Here is a 16032-nt window from a genome sequence, read left to right on the forward strand (position 1 = left end):
CATTTTCGCGGGGTCGGCGGGGCCGTGGAACCGCAGGATTCACGGGGAGCGAATCGGCGGTACGCCCTTCTCCCGCCCCTCCCCCATCGCCCCTCCTTTGCGCCCTGGACCGGCCCCGCCGCGGAGCCTCCGGAACGGTCCCCGAGTCGCTCCTTCATGTCACAGGCGCGCGGGCGTGACCTTTCGCGCTCCCCCCGGTTGGAAGGGGCGGTTCCGTGGAGAGAGGAGACCTTCCATGCACAAGACGGTGATCGCGACCTTGTCCGCCCTGGCGCTGACAACCGGCGCCGCGGTGGCCCAGACCGGCGCCGGCGGCTCCGCCCCGGCCCAGAATTCGGTCATCATGGACCAGAGCGAGACCTCCCGTCCGGGCGCCGCGCCGCAGGGGGCCAGCGTCGAGCATCTGATGAGCCGCACGGTGATCGGCGCCGACGGCGAGCGGATCGGCAAGGTGACGGACGTGATTCTCGGCCCGGACGGAAACGCCCAGCTCCTGGTGATCCAGAGCGGCGGCTTCCTCGGCATCGGCGGCAAGGAGATCGCGGCGGACATCGCTCTGGCCGACGTCCTGCCGGGCAACGGCCCGATCACGTTGCGGGACGTCACCCAGGCGAGCGTCCGCGACATGCCGGCGTTCGAGTACAGCGACAGCATGACCTCGTTGAACCGCGGCCCGAAGAACAGCGGCAGCGGCGAGCAGAACAAGCAGTAACGGCGCAAGCGGCCATTCCCCCTTCCGTCCCGAGGCGGGAGGGGGTTTTCCAGTTTACGCCTCCACCCCACGCTCGCGCAGATAGGCGCCCAGCGTCTTGTCCACGCCCAGGATGTGGCCGGACAGCCATTTGGCGAGGAAGCCCAGCACGAAGGCGCCCTTCTCGCCGCCCGCGTCCAGCGCGCTGTTCACGTCGTGAAGCTGGCGGATGAAGCTGTCGTGCAGCGCCTTGTGCGCGTCGTAGCCGGGATAGCCGTGCTGGCGCATCAGCGTCTCTTCCCGGTCGAAATGGGTGTCGGTGTAGTCGAGAAGCTCCGCCAGAACGTCCTGGATCTCGCTGTCCGCGCGGTATTGGTTCACCGCGGTGACGAATTCGTTGAACAGTTCGAACAGGCGCCGGTGGTCGGCGTCGATCACCGGATGCCCGACCCCGAAACCATCCTGCCAAGCCACCGTCTCCCAACGCGGATCGGCAAGATTCGGTTTCATCGTTTTTGGCTGCATTGTTTTTAATTGCATGGCGTTTCCCCCTCAGGAAACGACGTTATAAACGCGCGCCCGCCCGCAACCGGGGGCGGCAAATAGACACACTTACACTATGGATATGAGCCCGCCGCTCAGCTCGCCCGCGCCAGCGGCAGGTTGACCAGCAGGTTCTGCGGCTTCAGGCGCAGCTTGCGGTCGGCGGTCATCGCCAGGGCCAGATAGACGGGCCGCCCGGCGATGTCGGCGCGCATGGCCGAGGGATCGGCGAACTCCAGCCGGAACAGGGACAGGATGCGGGCCAGCCGCTCCTCCCCCACGTCGGCCCCGTTGTAGAGGTCGTTGAGGATCGCCGTGGCCTCCCCGTCCAGACCGACATGCCAGACCCAGCGCTCGTCGCTGATCCGCTGCACCGGCTGGATCGACACCCCCACCCCCAGGAAATGCTTCACCCAGCCTTCCAGCACGCGGCACAGCGCGTCCAGCCCCGCCGCGGCGAAGGTGACGTCCAGCACGGTGTCGTGCCGCGAATCGCGCTCCCAGTAGCGGGAGTGATTGGTCTCGTCGAGGATGTCGAGATCGACGGAGCGCGGGGCGGTCCCGGCCTCCACCACCAGCCGGCCCAGGCTGCCGAAGCCGCCGGTCGCGGCCAGCATCTCCACCGTCTCGCTGTCGGCCAGCCGGACCCGCCCGTCGTCCAGCGACACGGTCTGGGGCCGGAAGAACAGTTCCCCCGCCCGCGCCCGCAGGCCGGACGGCGTGCCGTCCAGGACGCTGCGCAGGATCACATGGGCCATCTGGTCGATGAACAGCCCCGGCACGCCCCGCGCGCCCTCGCGGAACAGGCGGAGGTAGCAGCCCTCGACCGTGCCGGCGGCCAGCAGCCGGTCGCGGAAGCCCAGCCAGACCGCCCAGTTCTCCCGCGCGTCCGCATCGGCCAGCGCCTCCACCATGCCCGGCGGGACGGGGCGCGCGGGATCGTCCAGCAGACCGGCGAACAGCGTGTGCTCGGTCTCGCAGGCGTCCTCGGGCGGGCGCATCTCCGGCCGCATCAGATAGGCGCGCAGGAAGTCCGGCGTGACCGCCAGCCAGCCGTCGGCGTCGCGCGTCAGCAGATGGAAACCGGACTCTTTCCAAAAATCGGACATGGGCCAAAAATCGGACATGGAAGGCAGACCCTTAGGCGTGAAACGTTTCACATGTGGGCGGGTGACGGCCCGCGCCAAGGACCTAGCACAGCCCGGCCTACAGATGCACGGAGACCAGGAACTCGTCGATGTCCGCCCACACCCGGTCGCGGATGCCGTCGCGCTCCATCAGAAGCTCGTGCCTGCCCTCGGGATACTCCCTCAGAACGGCGTTGCCCAGCCGGGCCGCGGCCAGCCGGTGCGAGTCCGAGCGGACGACGGCGTCGGCGGGGGCGCTCAGCAGCAGGATGGGAGTCGTCACCCGCTCCAGCGGCGCCGTGAAGCGGATGTGGTCGGACGCGCGCAGCGCCGCCCGCACCCAGCCGAAGCTGACCCCGCCCACCCGAAGCTCGGGCCGGTCGCGGAAGGCGTCGTGGAAGGCGGCGTAGCGGCGGGGGTCGGAGGTGATCGGGTTGACGGGGGTGAACAGCCCCTCCACCGGGTTGTAGTCGCTCTGTCCGAAGGCGTATTCGGCGGCACGCCCGCGGGTGCAGAGGCGCTCGGCCAGCCAGACCGCCATGCGGCGCGGCACCGGGCCGGTGAAGATGTCGAACATGGGCGCCGTCAGAACCGCCGCGTCGCACAGGTCGGGATCGCGCAGCAGGGCCATCAGGGCGACCAGCCCGCCCATGCTGTGGGCGACCAGCAGCAGCGGCCCCTCATGCCGCGGCCGGACCAGCCGCTCCACCACCTCCTCCAGATCGCCGGCGAGCGTGTCGAAGCTGTCCAAATGATGGATCTGCGGGTTGGACAGGGGCCGGTCGGACAGGCCCTGGTTGCGCCAGTCGAAGCCGAAGACCTGGAATCCGCGGGCCAGCAGTTCCCCCGCCGTCTCCCGGTACTTCTCGATGAACTCCGCGCGTCCGGTCAGCAGCAGAGCGGTGCCGCGCGGCGGGCTTGCGGTCGCCGGCCAATGGGCGGTGCGCAAGCGCGTCCCGTCTTCCATCGTCACCCAGCCGAACCGCGGCTCCACCCCCAGATCAGCCCCCAGATCAGCCCCCAGATCAGCCCCCAGATCAGCCACGGACAAGGCCATTCCTGCGCTCTCCATCGTCGAGGGAATGATTGAAGCATCAACGGGCCGGGCGGGTCCAGCCCGTGGCATGAGGCCGGCCATCCGGCGGAACCCCCGTCCTCCCTTGGATGTTGTCCATGTCCGAATGGGAGGTACATGCGAATGCACATGGCGCATAAACTGTCCGTGGCGCTCTGCGCCCTGTCCCTGGCCCTGTCCCCCATGGCCGTCGCCCAGGCACAGCCCTCATCCAAATCGCAAAGCCCCAAGGACGCGTCGGTCCCGCCGATCGCCGTCGAGCGGACCGAGGAGGGCGAACCGGTCATCGTCCATGAGGGAGAGGCGTCCTTCTACGGCGGCTCGTTCCACGGCAGGAAGACGGCCAGCGGCGAGCGGTTCGACCAGAACAAGCCGACCGCCGCCTCGCGCGAACTGCCGCTGGGCACCAAGGTCACCGTGACCAACCAGGACAACGGCAAGAGCGTCGACGTCATCGTCAACGACCGAGGCCCCTATGTGGATGGGCGTGTCATCGACCTTTCGAAGAAGGCCGCCAAGCAGATCGACATGATCGAGGACGGCGTGGCCCCGGTCCGCGTCGAGGCCAAGCCGTCCGAGCAGCCGACCGAAGCCGTGAAGGAAAAGGTCGAGGCCAAGGCCGAGAAAGCCGACAAGACCGCCGACAAAACACAGGTGGCGGAGCAGCCGGGGTCCGAGAGGAAGAGGAACGGCGCCGCCCTGTCCGGTTCGTCCGGGTCCGGTTCGTCCGGGTCCGGTTCGTCCGGGTCCGGTTCGTCCGGCGCCGACCGGCAATCCGGCTCCGGATCGGACCGCTAGACTCAAATCCGGGGCGCTCAAACCCTTGGCGGGCGGAAGGTCCGTCCCGCCCGCTGGCCGCGGTCGAAGGCGGCCAGAAGGGCACCCAGCCCACCCGACGCCGCGTGGCGCGACCACAGGAAGGGGCGCAGCATGTTGCGGGTGCCGAAGCCGTGCACATGCACGGTGCGGCGCCCCAGCGCCTGCAGCCCCTCCCGCGCCACGTCCAGCGGGTCGGCGGCCCCCGGCAGCGCGTTCAGGGCGAAGCCGGCCCGCTTGCCGAAGTCGGTGCGGGTGGCGCCGGGGCACAGAACCAGCACATCGACCGGCTTGCGCTTCAGCTCCGCCGCCAGCGCCTCGCCGTAGGCCAGGATGAAGCTCTTGCTGGCGCAGTAGGTCCCAAGGAACGGGATGGGCTGGAAGGCCGCCGTGCTCGACAGCAGGATCAGCCCGGCACGCCGTCCGTCGCGGGCCGCCCGGTCGATCATGCCGGGCAGCAGCGCGCGGGTCAGCACCGTGGTCGCCACCACGTTCAGCTCCACCGTCGCCCGCTCCGCCTCCGGTGCGTTGTCGAGCACCGGCCCGAAGGCGCCCGACCCGGCGTTGTTGATGAGCAGGTCGATCTCCAGCGTCTCCGCCTTCTGGATCAGGGCGTTCCGCCCCTCGTCGGTGGTCAGGTCGGCGGCCAGCACCTCCACCCGGCGACCGGCGGTCTCCAGGTCCGCCTTGGTGGCGGTCAGGGCCTCGGCGTTGCGGGCGGCCAGCAGGAGGCCGGTGTCGGCGGACAGGGCACGGGCGAAACCGGCGCCGATGCCGGAGGTGCCGCCGGTGACCAGCGCGAAGCGGTGGGGCATGGGTCGGATTCCGTAGCGGTTCGGTGGATGAAAGGTGACGGTTGGCCGCGGAGCCGGGAAGTCAAGCCGCCGCCCCCGAGTCGCCCCGCATTCCGCGGCGCAGCACGCCCTTTTATCAGTACACAAATCAATTGACCGCGCGCCGACCCTTTACTGTCACGGAGCTGAAATCGCCGGCACCGCCGAAATAGGCGGAGCGCGTCGACTGTCCTCCTCTTTCGAAAGAGGTTAGAGATTTTTTCACTATTTCAGGCGACTCGTGTTGCCATCATGTGGTTGCAGTGCATATATCGCACCGCACCATACGTGTTGTCGCGCCGCCTCGCCGGTGCTTGATGAAAAGGAACCGCGTTATGGACGATGTTCGCCAGATCCAGAGGGACAACGAAGGCCACTGCATCGAGGATCTTTCCGTCGGCATGACGGCGTCCTTCGCGAAGACGGTCACCGAGGCGGACATCGTTCTGTTCGCCGGCATCTCCGGCGACACCAACCCGGTCCACCTGAACCAGGAATACGCCAGCGGCACCATGTTCCAGGGCCGCATCGCCCACGGCATGCTGAGCGTCAGCTTCATCTCCGCCGTTCTGGGCACCAAGCTGCCGGGGCCGGGCGCCATCTACATGGGCCAGACCCTGCGCTTCAAGGCGCCGGTCCGCGCCGGCGACACGGTGACCGCCCGCGCCACCGTGACCGAGGTGATCCCGGAAAAGCGCCGCGTCATCGTCCGCACGGTCTGCACCGTGGGCGAGACGGTGGTGATCGAGGGCGAGGCCACGCTGATGGTCCCCACCCGCGGCTGACCGCCCTCCGGGCAAGCCTTTTTCCACCGACAAGCCTTTTTCCGCCGAAATGTCTTGCCGGTCGCCGGTGCGTAGACCACGCGCCGGCTCCGGTCTATATAAGACGCCCATGGCATGGCCCGCCCGATGGCGGGCCGCCATCGTTTCCGGGGGCCGTCCGTGGCCCGCAGACCATCAGGGCGTGCACGCATGCGATTGTTCCGACACACCGCCGACCTGCCGGAGGACGCCCGCGGGGCCGTCGTCGCCCTTGGCAACTTCGACGGGGTGCACCGCGGCCATCAGGCGGTGATCGCCACCGCCCAGCGGATCGCCCGCGAATTCGGCGCGCCGTCGGCGGTGATGACCTTCGAACCGCACCCCCGCTCCGTCTTCCGCCCCGACGACGCCCCCTTCCGCCTGTCGCCCTTCCGCGTCAAGGCCCGCCACATCGAGGCGCTGGGGGTCGATCTTCTGTTCGTCTGCCATTTCGACGACAGCTTCCTGCACAAGACCGCCGACGCCTTCATCCGGGAGGATCTGGTGGCCGGGCTGGGCGTGCGGCACGTCGTCTGCGGCTACGACTTCCTGTTCGGCCACGGGCGCGGCGGCGACCCCGCCCTGCTGCGGCAGGCCGGAGCGGCGCACGGCTTCGGCGTGACGGAGGTCGGACCCGTGTCCGACGATGCGGAGGGCGTCTACTCCTCCACCCGCGTGCGCGACGCGCTGGTCGCCGGCAACCCGCGCGAGGCGGCCCGGCTGCTCGGCTCCCCCTGGGAAATCGAGGGCCGCGTCGAGCATGGCGACCACAAGGGACGCACCATCGGCTTCCCCACCGCCAACGTGGAACTGGCCGACTATCTGCGCCCCGCCTTCGGCGTCTATGCGGTGCGGACCGGCGTCGACCAGGGGCCGTCCACCGTCTGGCGCGACGGAGTCGCCAACCTGGGCCGCCGCCCGACCGTGGGCGGAACGGTGGAACGGCTGGAGACCCACATCCTCGATTTCGACGGCGACCTCTACGGCCAGCACCTGCGCGTGCAGCTCATCGAGTTCCTGAGGCCGGAGCGCAAGTTCGCCAGCTTCACCGAACTGAAGGACCAGATCGTCCAGGACGCCGCGGCGGCCCGCGCCGTTCTCGCCAAGGAACCGCCCGACCGGACGGAGGGCTGAGCGATGGACCGCGTGATCCTTCTGCTGTTCATCCTGAACCAGGGCGGCCCGACCACCATCGAGTTCGCCACGATGGAGCAGTGCAAGGCCGCCGAGCCCACCATCGTCCAGGCCTACCGCGAGATGACCGGCAACCCTGTGCTGACCCGCTGCATCACGCTGGCGCTGCCGGGGAAGTGACGGGCTATTCGCCGCGCACCAGCGCTTCGCCGATGTCACGGATCGTCCGAAGCACATCGCTGGGGCATCGGTCGAATTTCTCGGCGTTCCGGGCGGCGTAATCGACGGTGCGCAACTCGTTCGCCAAAACAACGCCCTTGGCCCGTTGCTCCCCTCGCATCGGCACCTCGAAGCTGCCGCCTTTCGCCTTGGTCGTCATCGGCACGATCAGTGCCAGACCGGTCGCCACACTGTAATAAGACGGTGTCAGGACGACCGCGGGGTGACGGAAGGCCGTTTCCTGCCCGGCTTGCGGGCTCATGTCGATCCAGATGATGTCGCCCGCATCAGGCACATAGCCGCTCACAGCCGTTCGCGTCCCTTCGGCTCGTCGTCCCAGGTCCGCTCTTCCGGCGCATGGCGGTGGCGCTCCGGGTCGAAGCCGGCGACCAGTTCCCGCAGGGTCGGCTTCCGGGCCGACTGGATCACCACCACCCCGTTCTCCTCGCGGAAGGTCACCGGTCCGCCGCCGTCTTCGATGCCCAGCAGGCGGCGGATCTCCACGGGAATGGTCACCTGCCCTTTTTCCGTCACCTTGGCGTTGCGAATCATTCCCATGCGCCGACTCCTTACCTCATTACCTCATTACCTACCCTATGGCCGGTCGTCCGGCAAGGACCGGCCATTGCGATTCGCACGCCGGGGGGCTACACACGGGACAGTTTGAGCCTCCCTGGGAGCCGTTAGGCCATGACCACCGCCGCTGCCCTGCCCGTCCCGACCAATGGTGACCGGGCGACCATCGCCGCCACCGCCGCGAAGATCCTGCTGGAAATCAAGGCGCTGCATTTCAACGCCGAGACGCCCTTCATCTTCACCTCCGGCTGGGCGAGCCCGGTCTACACCGACTGCCGGCGCATCGTGTCCTTCCCGCGCGCCCGCAAGGCTCTGATGGACTTCGCCGTCCAGACCATCGAGCGCGAGATCGGCTATGAGAGCATCGACGCGGTGGCCGGCGGCGAGACGGCGGGCATCCCCTTCGCCGCCTGGATCGCCGAGCGGCTGGAACTGCCCATGCAGTATGTCCGCAAGAAGCCGAAGGGCTTCGGGCGCAACGCCCAGATCGAGGGCGTGCTGACCGAGGGGCAGCGGGTCATCCTGGTCGAGGACCTCGCCACCGACGGCAAGAGCAAGGAGAACTTCGTCACGGCGCTGCGCAACGGCGGGGCCACGGTGACCGACAGCTTCGTGATCTTCCATTACGGCATCTTCCCGCAGTCGAAGACCAACATGGACCGTATCGGCGTCCGCCTGCACGAGCTGTGCACCTGGTGGGATGTGCTGAAGGTCGCCCGCGAGAACCGCTATTTCGACGAGAACACCCTGTCGGAAGTCGAGAAGTTCCTGAACGACCCGGTCGGCTGGTCCGCCGCCCACGGCGGCAAGGCGAGCTTCGACTGACGCCGCCCCGAGGCGCCGCGCCTTGACCGCACCGCCCACACCGCTAATATCCCGCGCCATGAGCTACCCGGCGTGGGTCATGGCGCGTATGGCGCGAATTACCAACCCGGCCTCCTGAGGGGGGCCGGGACCGCCTCGTTTGCGTGTGTCGGGGGCCTGACCGCCGCCGCCCGACGGTTCTGCTTCAGGTTCAGGATATCCCCGACATGACCCGCGACTACAAGTCCACCGTCTTTCTGCCCCGCACCGACTTCCCCATGCGCGGCGGCCTGCCCACCAAGGAGCCGGAGCTGCTGAAGCGCTGGGAGGAGATGGGCCTCTTCCAGCGGCTGCGCGAGACGGCGAAGGGCCGCGAAAAGTTCGTCCTGCACGACGGCCCGCCCTACGCCAACGGCAACATCCACATCGGCCACGCCGTCAACAAGGTGCTGAAGGACGTCATCGTCCGCTCGCGCCAGATGCAGGGCTACGACTCCAACTACGTCCCCGGCTGGGACTGCCACGGCCTGCCCATCGAGTGGAAGATCGAGGAGAAGTACCGGGCCGAGGGCAAGGACAAGGACGAGGTTCCGCTCAACCAGTTCCGCGCCGAGTGCCGCCAGTTCGCCCAGAAATGGGTGGACATCCAGGCCGGCGAGTTCCGCCGCCTGGGCGTGGAGGGCAACTGGGCCGACCCGTACCTGACCATGACGCTGCCCGCCGAGGCGCAGATCGTCCGCGAGATCCACAAGTTCGCCATGAACGGCGGCCTCTACAAGGGCGCCAAGCCGGTCATGTGGTCGGTGGTGGAGAAGACCGCGCTGGCCGAGGCGGAGATCGAGTACCACGATCACACCTCCACCACCGTCTTCGCGCGCTTCGCCATCTGGGGCTCGCCGGCGCCGGAGGTCGACGACGCCAACATCGTCATCTGGACGACCACCCCCTGGACCCTGCCGGGCAACCGCGCCATCGCCTTCGGCGAGGACATCGAATACGCGGTCTACAAGGTGCTGGCGGTCGAGGAGGGCAGCCTCGCCGAGGTCGGCGAGCGGCTCGTGCTGGCCACCGCGCTGGCCGAGGGCGTCTTCAAGGAAGCGAAGATCACCGACGCGCGGCTGCTGCACCGCTTCCCGGGCTCGCGTCTGGCCGGCGGCTATTGCCACCACCCGCTGACCCGCGGCGGCTACGACTTCAAGGTGCCGCTGCTGGCCGGCGACTTCGTGACGACCGACGCCGGCACCGGCTTCGTCCACATCGCGCCGGGCCACGGCGAGGACGACTTCCACCTGGGTCAGGCCAACGGCATCGAGGTGCCGCAGACGGTCGGCGAGGACGGGCGCTACTACGACCATGTGCCGATGTTCGCCGGCCTGCGCGTCTACACCGCGGAAGGAAAGCCGGGCGAGGCCAACGGCGCCGTGCTGAAGGCCTTTGCGGAGGTCGGGGCGCTGCTCGCCAAGGGCAGGATCAAGCACAGCTATCCGCATTCCTGGCGGTCGAAGGCCCCGCTGATCTTCCGCACCACGCCGCAGTGGTTCATCTCCATGGAGACGAACGACCTGCGCAGGACGGCGCTCCAGGCGATCTCCGACACGACGTGGTTCCCGGCCCAGGGCGAGAACCGCATCCGCGCGATGATCGAGCAGCGCCCGGACTGGTGCATCAGCCGCCAGCGCGCCTGGGGCGTGCCCATCGCCCTGTTCGTCCGCAAGGAGACGGGCGAGATCCTGCGCGACGCCGAGGTGTTCGCCCGCATCGCCGACATCTTCGAGAAGGAAGGCTCCGACGCGTGGTTCGCCCGCCCGGCGCAGGACTTCCTCGGCAACGCCCACCGCGCCGACGATTACGAGCAGGTCCGGGACATCGTGGACGTGTGGTTCGAGTCCGGCTCGACCCACGCCTTCGTGCTGGAGCAGCGGCCCGAACTGAAGTGGCCGGCCTCGCTGTACCTTGAAGGCTCCGACCAGCACCGCGGCTGGTTCCACTCCTCGCTGCTGGAAAGCTGCGGCACGCGGGGCCGCGCGCCCTACGACGCGGTTCTGACGCACGGCTTCACGCTCGACGAGCAGGGCCGCAAGATGTCCAAGTCGCTGGGCAACGTGGTCGCCCCGCAGGAGGTCTGCGACAAGTACGGCGCCGACATCCTGCGCCTCTGGGTGGTCAGCACCGACTACACCGAGGACCAGCGCATCGGGCCGGAGATCATCAAGTATCAGGCCGACCATTACCGCCGACTGCGCAACACGCTGCGCTACATCCTGGGCGCGCTCGCCGACTACACCCCGGCCGAGCGCATCGCCGTGGCGGAGATGCCGGAGCTGGAGCGCTGGGTCCTGCACCGCCTGTCGGAGCTGGACGCGCTGGTCCGCGCGAAGATCGAGGCCTACGACTTCCACGACCTGTCGGTGGCGATCCACAATTTCTGCGCTGTGGAGCTGTCAGCCTTCTACTTCGACGTCCGCAAGGACAGCCTCTACTGCGACGCGCCGGGCTCGGTCCGCCGCCGCTCGGTCCGCACGGTGATGGAGCATCTGCTCTCCACCCTGACCGCGTGGCTGGCACCGATCCTCTGCTTCACGGCGGAGGAGGCGTGGCTCGCCCGTCCGGAGGGTCTGGCCGGGGTCGAGGGCTGGACTGAGGAGAGCGTCCATCTGCGCGTCTTCCCGGCCATCCCGGCGGAGTGGCGAAACGACGATCTCGCCGCCAAGTGGGAGGCCATCCGCACCGTCCGCCGCACCGTCACCGGCGCGCTGGAACTGGAGCGGGCCAACAAGAAGTTCGGATCGTCCCTCCAGGCCAACCCGACCGTCTTCGTGGACGCGGCGACCAAGGCGCTTCTCGACGGCGTGGACTTCGCCGAGGTCTGCATCACCTCGCAGATCACGGTGACGGAGGGCGCGGCCCCTGACGGTGCGTTCGTCCTGCCCGACGTGGCCGGCATCGCGGTGGTGCCCGGCCTCGCCGAAGGGGGCAAGTGCGAGCGCTGCTGGAAGATTCTTCCGGAGGTCGGCACGAACGCCGCACACCCGACGCTGTGCCTCCGCTGCGCCGAAGCCGTGGACGCGGAAGCGGCGTTCTAAAGAAGCCCCTGCGCGGAACCCCCACCCTAACCCTCCCCCGCTGGGCGGGGGAGGGAACAAGGGAGACCCCATCTCCCTCCCCCGCCCAGCGGGGGAGGGCCGGGGTGGGGGCACCGCGCAATCACTCTCCGGAGTCCAGAATGAGCAGCCTCTCCACGTCCGGCAGCCGCAGTTACACGGTCTTCGGCCTGTCCGTCGCCGCGCTGGTGGTGGTCCTCGACCAGCTCACCAAATGGTGGATTCTCGACGTGGTCATGCAGCCCTATCCACGGGTCATCGAGGTCACGCCCTTCTTCAATCTGGTGCTGGCCTGGAACACCGGGGTCAGCTTCGGCACCTTCGGCAGCTCCCACGCCTGGATGCCTTACGTGCTGGCCGCGGTGGCCTTCGCCATCGTGGTGGCGCTGGTGCTGTGGCTGCGGCAGGCCGACCGGCGCTACCTCGCCCTGGCGCTGGGCATGGTCATCGGCGGAGCCATCGGAAACGTGATCGACCGCTTCCTCTACGGGGCCGTCGCCGATTTCCTCGATTTCCATATCGGGGGGTGGCATTTCTGGGCTTTCAACGTCGCGGACAGCGGAATCAGCGTCGGTGTGGCGCTTCTTGTGCTGGATGGACTGTTCGCGGGCCGCGAAAAGTCGTAATAGTTCACGCGACGGAGCCGCTATAAGGGACGCGGCCTGACTGACGACGGGACTTGAACGTGACCATGCTTTCCTCCGCCTCCTCCATCGCGCGGCGCTCCACCCGTTCCCTGGGGCGGGGTCCGCTGCTGGGCTTGGCGCTCGTCGCGCTGGCGCTCACCGGATGCACCGACGTCCGCCGCTCCATCGGTCTCGACCGCACGAGCCCGGACGAGTTCACGGTCGTGTCCCGCGCGCCGCTGACCATGCCTCCCAGCCTCGCCCGCCTGCCGGAACCGCGCCCCGGCGCGGCGCGTCCGCAGGACTCCACCTCCGCCGCGGTGGCCGCCGCCTCGGTCTTCGGCGGCTCCTCCCGCGCCACCGCCGCGGCCGGACGGACGGCCGGCGGCACCGCAGGCGAGTCGGCCCTGATCGCCCAGGCCGGCGCCAAGGGCGGCATCGAGCCGGGCATCCGCAACAAGGTCGATCAGGAGACGACCCAGCTCGTCGTCGCCGACAAGGGCTGGATCGATTCCCTGCTGTTCTGGCAGACGCAGGAGCAGCCCTACGAGATCGTCGATCCGAAGAAGGAAAACCAGCGCCTGCGCGAGGCCCAGGCCACCGGCAAGGCGCTGAACGACGGCACCGTCCCGACCATCGTGCGCAAGCGCAAGGCGCCGCTGGAAGGGCTGTTCTAAGCCGCCGCCGGGGCATTGTTCCGGGCGGTTCGCCGCACCAGTATCTAGGGGGCGTTCCCAGCCGGGGGCGCCCCTTTTTGCATCCCGCCGCCCTTCGCATCCCACAAACGAGAGGCCCATGCTCCCCAACGGCCCCACCGCCCCGCCATTCTGGAAACGACCCTGGCGCCAGCTTGCCGCCGCGGGGGTCCTGGCCTTCGCCCTGGCCGCAACCACCCCCGCCGCCGCCCCCGCCTTCGCCGCCGAGAAGGGCGTCTTCTTCCCGGAGACCTTCACCCTGTCCAACGGCATGCAGGTCGTGCTGGTCACCAACCAGCGCGTGCCGGTGGTCACCCACATGGTCTGGTACAAGGTGGGAGCGGCGGACGAGCCGCGCGGCGTGTCGGGCATCGCCCATTTCCTGGAACATCTGATGTTCAAGGGGACGGAGGAGATCCCGCCCGGCGCCTTCTCCCGCATCGTCGCCAAGAACGGCGGGCGCGACAACGCCTTCACCTCCTGGGACTACACGGCCTATTTCCAGAACGTGGCGCGCGACCGGCTGGAGCTGGTGATGAAGATGGAGGCCGACCGCATGTCGAACCTCCGCCTGACCGATCAGCTCGTCTATCCGGAGCGCGACGTCATCATCGAGGAGCGCCGCCAGCGCATCGAGAACGAGCCCGCCGACCGCATCGGGGAGCAGATCAACGCCACCCTCTACGTGCACCACCCCTACGGCACCCCGATCATCGGCTGGCCGCAGGAGATGTCCACCCTGACGCGGGGGGACGCGGAGTCCTTCTACAAGAGCTGGTACGCGCCCAACAACGCGGTGCTGGTGGTGTCCGGCGACATCACCGCGGAGGAGCTGAAGCCGCTCGCCGAGAAATACTACGGCAGCATCGCCGCCCGCCCGGTGCCGGAGCGCGTCCGCGTGCAGGAGCCGCCCATCGGCGCGGCCCGCCGGGTGATCCTGCGCGACGACGAGGTGCGCCAGCCCTCCATCCGCCGGAACTGGCTCGCCCCCTCCTACCGCACCGACACGGAGGGTCACGCCTACCCGCTCCAGGTGCTGTCCGAGATCATGAGCGGCGGCCCGACCTCCCGCCTCTACCGCAGCCTCGTCGTGGATCAGCGCATCGCCACCTCGGCCTGGCTTGGCTACAGCCCGTCGGCCTGGGACAGGACGTCGCTGGCGGCGGGCGCCTCGCCGGCGCCCGGCGTGCCCATGGACAAGCTGGAAGCGGCGCTGGAGGCGGAAATCCGGAAGGTCGTGGAACAGGGCGTGACCGAGGAGGAGGTCGCCACCGCCCGCAAGCGCATGCTGGCCGAGGCCGCCTACGCCCGCGACAGCCTGACCGGCCCGGCCCAGACGCTGGGTGCGGCCATCGCCACCGGCCAGACCATCGACGATGTGGAGAACTGGCCCGTGCGAATCGACGCGGTGACCGCCGAACAGGTCAACGCCGCCGCCCGCGCCGTGCTGGGCAAGACCAACCACGTCACCGGCCTTCTGCTGCCGCTCCAGGACAAGGGAAGCTGAGATGATCGCCATTCCCAAGCGCGTCTTCGGCGCCTGCCTTTTCCTTCTCGTCTTCGCCTTCACGTCACCCGCCTCCGCCATCGAGATCAAGCGGGTGGTCAGCCCCGGCGGGATCGAGGCGTGGCTGGTGGAGGACCACAAGGTTCCCATCATCGCGCTGGAATGGGCCTTCGAAGGGGCCGGCGCGTCCGACCCCAAGGGCAAGGAGGGACTCGCCAACCTCGCCGCGCGCACGCTGGACGAGGGCGCCGGCCCCTATGACAGCCAGACCTTCGCCGCCCGGCTTCAGGACAACGCCATCGCGCTGGGCTACGACGCCGGGCGCGACGCCTTCGCCGGCAGCCTGCGCACGCTGAGCGACCGCCGCGACGAGGCCTTCGAACTGGCCCGCCTGTCGCTGACCGAGCCGCGCTTCGACGCGGAGGCGGTGGAGCGCATGCGGGCCGCGGTGCTGTCCAGCCTGCGCCGGGATCAGGCGGACCCCAACTACGTCGCGCGGCGGCTGTTCTATTCGACCGCCTTCCCCGGCCATCCCTACGGCGACGAAATCCGGGGCACGCTGGACTCGCTGCCGGCCATCACGCCGGACGACCTGCGCGGCTTCGTGAAGACCGGCTTCGCGCGCGACCGGCTGATCGTCGCCGCGGCAGGCGACATCACGCCGGAGGATCTGGGCCGCGCGCTCGACCAGGTGTTCGGCGCCCTGCCGGCCATCTCCGCACCCTACACCATCGCCAACGTGGAGCCGAAGGGGCTGGGCGAAACGCTGGTCGCCACCCGCCCGACCGCGCAGAGCGTCATGCTGATGGGCCAGCCGGGGATCAAGCGCTCTGATCCCGACTGGTACGCGGCGACCGTGATGAACTACGTGCTGGGCGGCGGCGGCTTCGGCTCCCGCCTGATGGAGGAGGTGCGGGAGAAGCGCGGCCTCAGCTACGGCGTCTACAGCTACCTGATCTCGTTGGACCATTCCGCCCTGGTGATGGCCGGCGGCAACACGGTCAACGCCAAGGCCGGGCAGGCGCTGGACATCATGCGTCAGGAATGGAGGCGCATGGCCGAACAGGGCGTGACGGAGGAGGAACTGGCCGACGCCAAGACCTACCTGACCGGCAGCTTCCCGCTCCAGCTCAGCAGCACCCAGGCCATCGCGGGCATCCTGCTTCAGGTCCGGCGCGATCGGCTGGGCATCGACTATCTGGACCGCCGCGACGCCTTCATCAACGGCGTCACCCAGGCGGACGTGCAGCGCGTGGCGAAGCGGCTGCTCGACCCCGACCGGCTGCTGACCGTCCTGGTGGGCCGCCCGGAGGGGGTGACGGCGACGCGGACGATCGAGGGGGGGAGCTGAGGGGCATAGGCGCTAACATGCTTGTCTCCTTATGAAAGGAGCCGGCATGGTTTCGGTCTGGCGTGTTCGTCGTCTGGGCGGGTCGGCGATGTGTCGGGCGAGCCGCGGCGCGCTGGGATCAAGCGCTGGCC

General features: G+C 68.9%; 17 protein-coding genes. 11 read left to right on the forward strand and 6 right to left on the reverse strand.

Annotation, left to right across the window (positions count from 1 at the left end; genetic code table 11):
* Positions 1 to 235 precede the first annotated feature (235 nt).
* The gene (locus DS843_RS26395) at positions 236 to 712 is read left to right on the forward strand and encodes a PRC-barrel domain-containing protein (RefSeq protein ID WP_149471809.1); all 477 of its coding nucleotides are present in this window, start codon (positions 236 to 238) and stop codon (positions 710 to 712) included.
* Between the two features lie 54 nt (positions 713 to 766).
* Here DS843_RS26395 and DS843_RS26400 read toward each other — a convergent pair whose 3' ends face one another.
* The 3 genes from DS843_RS26400 to DS843_RS26410 form a co-directional block, all read right to left on the reverse strand.
* On the reverse strand, positions 767 to 1201 hold the full coding sequence (locus tag DS843_RS26400) for a bacteriohemerythrin (RefSeq protein ID WP_167525477.1): 435 nt from the start codon (positions 1199 to 1201) through the stop codon (positions 767 to 769).
* Positions 1202 to 1329: 128 nt separating this feature from the next.
* On the reverse strand, positions 1330 to 2343 hold the full coding sequence (locus DS843_RS26405) for a DUF6352 family protein (RefSeq protein WP_149471811.1): 1014 nt from the start codon (positions 2341 to 2343) through the stop codon (positions 1330 to 1332).
* Between the two features lie 97 nt (positions 2344 to 2440).
* A complete protein-coding gene (locus DS843_RS26410; protein ID WP_149471812.1) occupies positions 2441 to 3418 on the reverse strand; it encodes an alpha/beta fold hydrolase in 978 nt (325 codons plus the stop codon).
* 141 nt (positions 3419 to 3559) lie between these two features.
* Between DS843_RS26410 and DS843_RS26415 the strand changes: the two genes are divergently transcribed.
* On the forward strand, positions 3560 to 4234 hold the full coding sequence (locus tag DS843_RS26415; protein ID WP_149471813.1) for a septal ring lytic transglycosylase RlpA family protein: 675 nt from the start codon (positions 3560 to 3562) through the stop codon (positions 4232 to 4234).
* Between the two features lie 17 nt (positions 4235 to 4251).
* Here DS843_RS26415 and DS843_RS26420 read toward each other — a convergent pair whose 3' ends face one another.
* Positions 4252 to 5067, reverse strand: a complete 816-nt coding sequence (locus DS843_RS26420) for an SDR family NAD(P)-dependent oxidoreductase (protein ID WP_149471814.1) — start codon at positions 5065 to 5067, stop codon at positions 4252 to 4254.
* Between the two features lie 353 nt (positions 5068 to 5420).
* Between DS843_RS26420 and DS843_RS26425 the strand changes: the two genes are divergently transcribed.
* The 3 genes from DS843_RS26425 (at position 5421) to DS843_RS31400 (ending at position 7202) form a co-directional block, all read left to right on the forward strand.
* On the forward strand, positions 5421 to 5870 hold the full coding sequence (locus tag DS843_RS26425) for a MaoC family dehydratase (protein WP_149471815.1): 450 nt from the start codon (positions 5421 to 5423) through the stop codon (positions 5868 to 5870).
* A 189-nt stretch (positions 5871 to 6059) separates the two neighbouring features.
* On the forward strand, positions 6060 to 7022 hold the full coding sequence (locus tag DS843_RS26430; RefSeq protein WP_149471816.1) for a bifunctional riboflavin kinase/FAD synthetase: 963 nt from the start codon (positions 6060 to 6062) through the stop codon (positions 7020 to 7022).
* 3 nt (positions 7023 to 7025) lie between these two features.
* Positions 7026 to 7202 (forward strand): hypothetical protein, encoded by a 177-nt coding sequence (locus tag DS843_RS31400; protein WP_167525478.1) that lies wholly within the window; start codon positions 7026 to 7028, stop codon positions 7200 to 7202.
* 4 nt (positions 7203 to 7206) lie between these two features.
* Here the strand turns inward: DS843_RS31400 and DS843_RS26435 are convergent, their stop codons facing one another.
* The gene (locus DS843_RS26435; RefSeq protein ID WP_149471817.1) at positions 7207 to 7548 is read right to left on the reverse strand and encodes a type II toxin-antitoxin system PemK/MazF family toxin; all 342 of its coding nucleotides are present in this window, start codon (positions 7546 to 7548) and stop codon (positions 7207 to 7209) included.
* On the reverse strand, positions 7545 to 7799 hold the full coding sequence (locus DS843_RS26440; protein ID WP_149471818.1) for an AbrB/MazE/SpoVT family DNA-binding domain-containing protein: 255 nt from the start codon (positions 7797 to 7799) through the stop codon (positions 7545 to 7547). Before DS843_RS26440 ends, DS843_RS26435 begins: the two co-directional genes overlap by 4 nt.
* Positions 7800 to 7931: 132 nt before the next feature.
* Here DS843_RS26440 and DS843_RS26445 point away from each other — a divergent pair, with 132 nt between their 5' ends.
* The 6 genes from DS843_RS26445 to DS843_RS26470 all read left to right on the forward strand — a co-directional run bounded on the left by DS843_RS26445 (position 7932) and on the right by DS843_RS26470 (position 15901).
* The gene (locus DS843_RS26445; RefSeq protein WP_149471819.1) at positions 7932 to 8642 is read left to right on the forward strand and encodes an orotate phosphoribosyltransferase; all 711 of its coding nucleotides are present in this window, start codon (positions 7932 to 7934) and stop codon (positions 8640 to 8642) included.
* 206 nt (positions 8643 to 8848) lie between these two features.
* Positions 8849 to 11704, forward strand: a complete 2856-nt coding sequence (ileS, locus tag DS843_RS26450; RefSeq protein WP_149471820.1) for an isoleucine--tRNA ligase — start codon at positions 8849 to 8851, stop codon at positions 11702 to 11704.
* Between the two features lie 140 nt (positions 11705 to 11844).
* On the forward strand, positions 11845 to 12348 hold the full coding sequence (gene lspA, locus DS843_RS26455; RefSeq protein WP_149471821.1) for a signal peptidase II: 504 nt from the start codon (positions 11845 to 11847) through the stop codon (positions 12346 to 12348).
* A gap of 65 nt (positions 12349 to 12413) precedes the next feature.
* The gene (locus DS843_RS26460) at positions 12414 to 13025 is read left to right on the forward strand and encodes a DUF3035 domain-containing protein (RefSeq protein ID WP_286192337.1); all 612 of its coding nucleotides are present in this window, start codon (positions 12414 to 12416) and stop codon (positions 13023 to 13025) included.
* 118 nt (positions 13026 to 13143) lie between these two features.
* Positions 13144 to 14550 carry a M16 family metallopeptidase gene (locus tag DS843_RS26465; protein WP_149471823.1) on the forward strand — a complete coding sequence of 469 codons (1407 nt, stop codon included), beginning with the start codon at positions 13144 to 13146 and terminating at the stop codon, positions 14548 to 14550.
* 1 nt (position 14551) lies between these two features.
* Complete coding sequence (locus DS843_RS26470) at positions 14552 to 15901, forward strand: M16 family metallopeptidase (RefSeq protein ID WP_149471824.1); 1350 nt, start codon at positions 14552 to 14554, stop codon at positions 15899 to 15901.
* Positions 15902 to 16032: the final 131 nt, after the last annotated feature.

Origin of the sequence: Roseomonas genomospecies 6, from assembly GCF_008365375.1 — a bacterium.
In the GTDB taxonomy this organism is placed as follows: Bacteria; Pseudomonadota; Alphaproteobacteria; order Azospirillales; family Azospirillaceae; genus Azospirillum.

Bases quoted from the DNA above. Each gene is read 5' to 3' on its own strand.
- DS843_RS26395 (WP_149471809.1), top strand. From the start codon at position 236: ATGCACAAGACGGTGATCGCGACCTTGTCCGCCCTGGCGCTGACAACC.
- DS843_RS26400 (WP_167525477.1), bottom strand. From the start codon at position 1,201: ATGAAACCGAATCTTGCCGATCCGCGTTGGGAGACGGTGGCTTGGCAG.
- DS843_RS26405 (WP_149471811.1), bottom strand. From the start codon at position 2,343: ATGTCCGATTTTTGGAAAGAGTCCGGTTTCCATCTGCTGACGCGCGAC.
- DS843_RS26410 (WP_149471812.1), bottom strand. From the start codon at position 3,418: ATGGCCTTGTCCGTGGCTGATCTGGGGGCTGATCTGGGGGCTGATCTG.
- DS843_RS26415 (WP_149471813.1), top strand. From the start codon at position 3,560: ATGCACATGGCGCATAAACTGTCCGTGGCGCTCTGCGCCCTGTCCCTG.
- DS843_RS26420 (WP_149471814.1), bottom strand. From the start codon at position 5,067: ATGCCCCACCGCTTCGCGCTGGTCACCGGCGGCACCTCCGGCATCGGC.
- DS843_RS26425 (WP_149471815.1), top strand. From the start codon at position 5,421: ATGGACGATGTTCGCCAGATCCAGAGGGACAACGAAGGCCACTGCATC.
- DS843_RS26430 (WP_149471816.1), top strand. From the start codon at position 6,060: ATGCGATTGTTCCGACACACCGCCGACCTGCCGGAGGACGCCCGCGGG.
- DS843_RS31400 (WP_167525478.1), top strand. From the start codon at position 7,026: ATGGACCGCGTGATCCTTCTGCTGTTCATCCTGAACCAGGGCGGCCCG.
- DS843_RS26440 (WP_149471818.1), bottom strand. From the start codon at position 7,799: ATGGGAATGATTCGCAACGCCAAGGTGACGGAAAAAGGGCAGGTGACC.
- DS843_RS26445 (WP_149471819.1), top strand. From the start codon at position 7,932: ATGACCACCGCCGCTGCCCTGCCCGTCCCGACCAATGGTGACCGGGCG.
- ileS (WP_149471820.1), top strand. From the start codon at position 8,849: ATGACCCGCGACTACAAGTCCACCGTCTTTCTGCCCCGCACCGACTTC.
- lspA (WP_149471821.1), top strand. From the start codon at position 11,845: ATGAGCAGCCTCTCCACGTCCGGCAGCCGCAGTTACACGGTCTTCGGC.
- DS843_RS26460 (WP_286192337.1), top strand. From the start codon at position 12,414: ATGCTTTCCTCCGCCTCCTCCATCGCGCGGCGCTCCACCCGTTCCCTG.
- DS843_RS26465 (WP_149471823.1), top strand. From the start codon at position 13,144: ATGCTCCCCAACGGCCCCACCGCCCCGCCATTCTGGAAACGACCCTGG.
- DS843_RS26470 (WP_149471824.1), top strand. From the start codon at position 14,552: ATGATCGCCATTCCCAAGCGCGTCTTCGGCGCCTGCCTTTTCCTTCTC.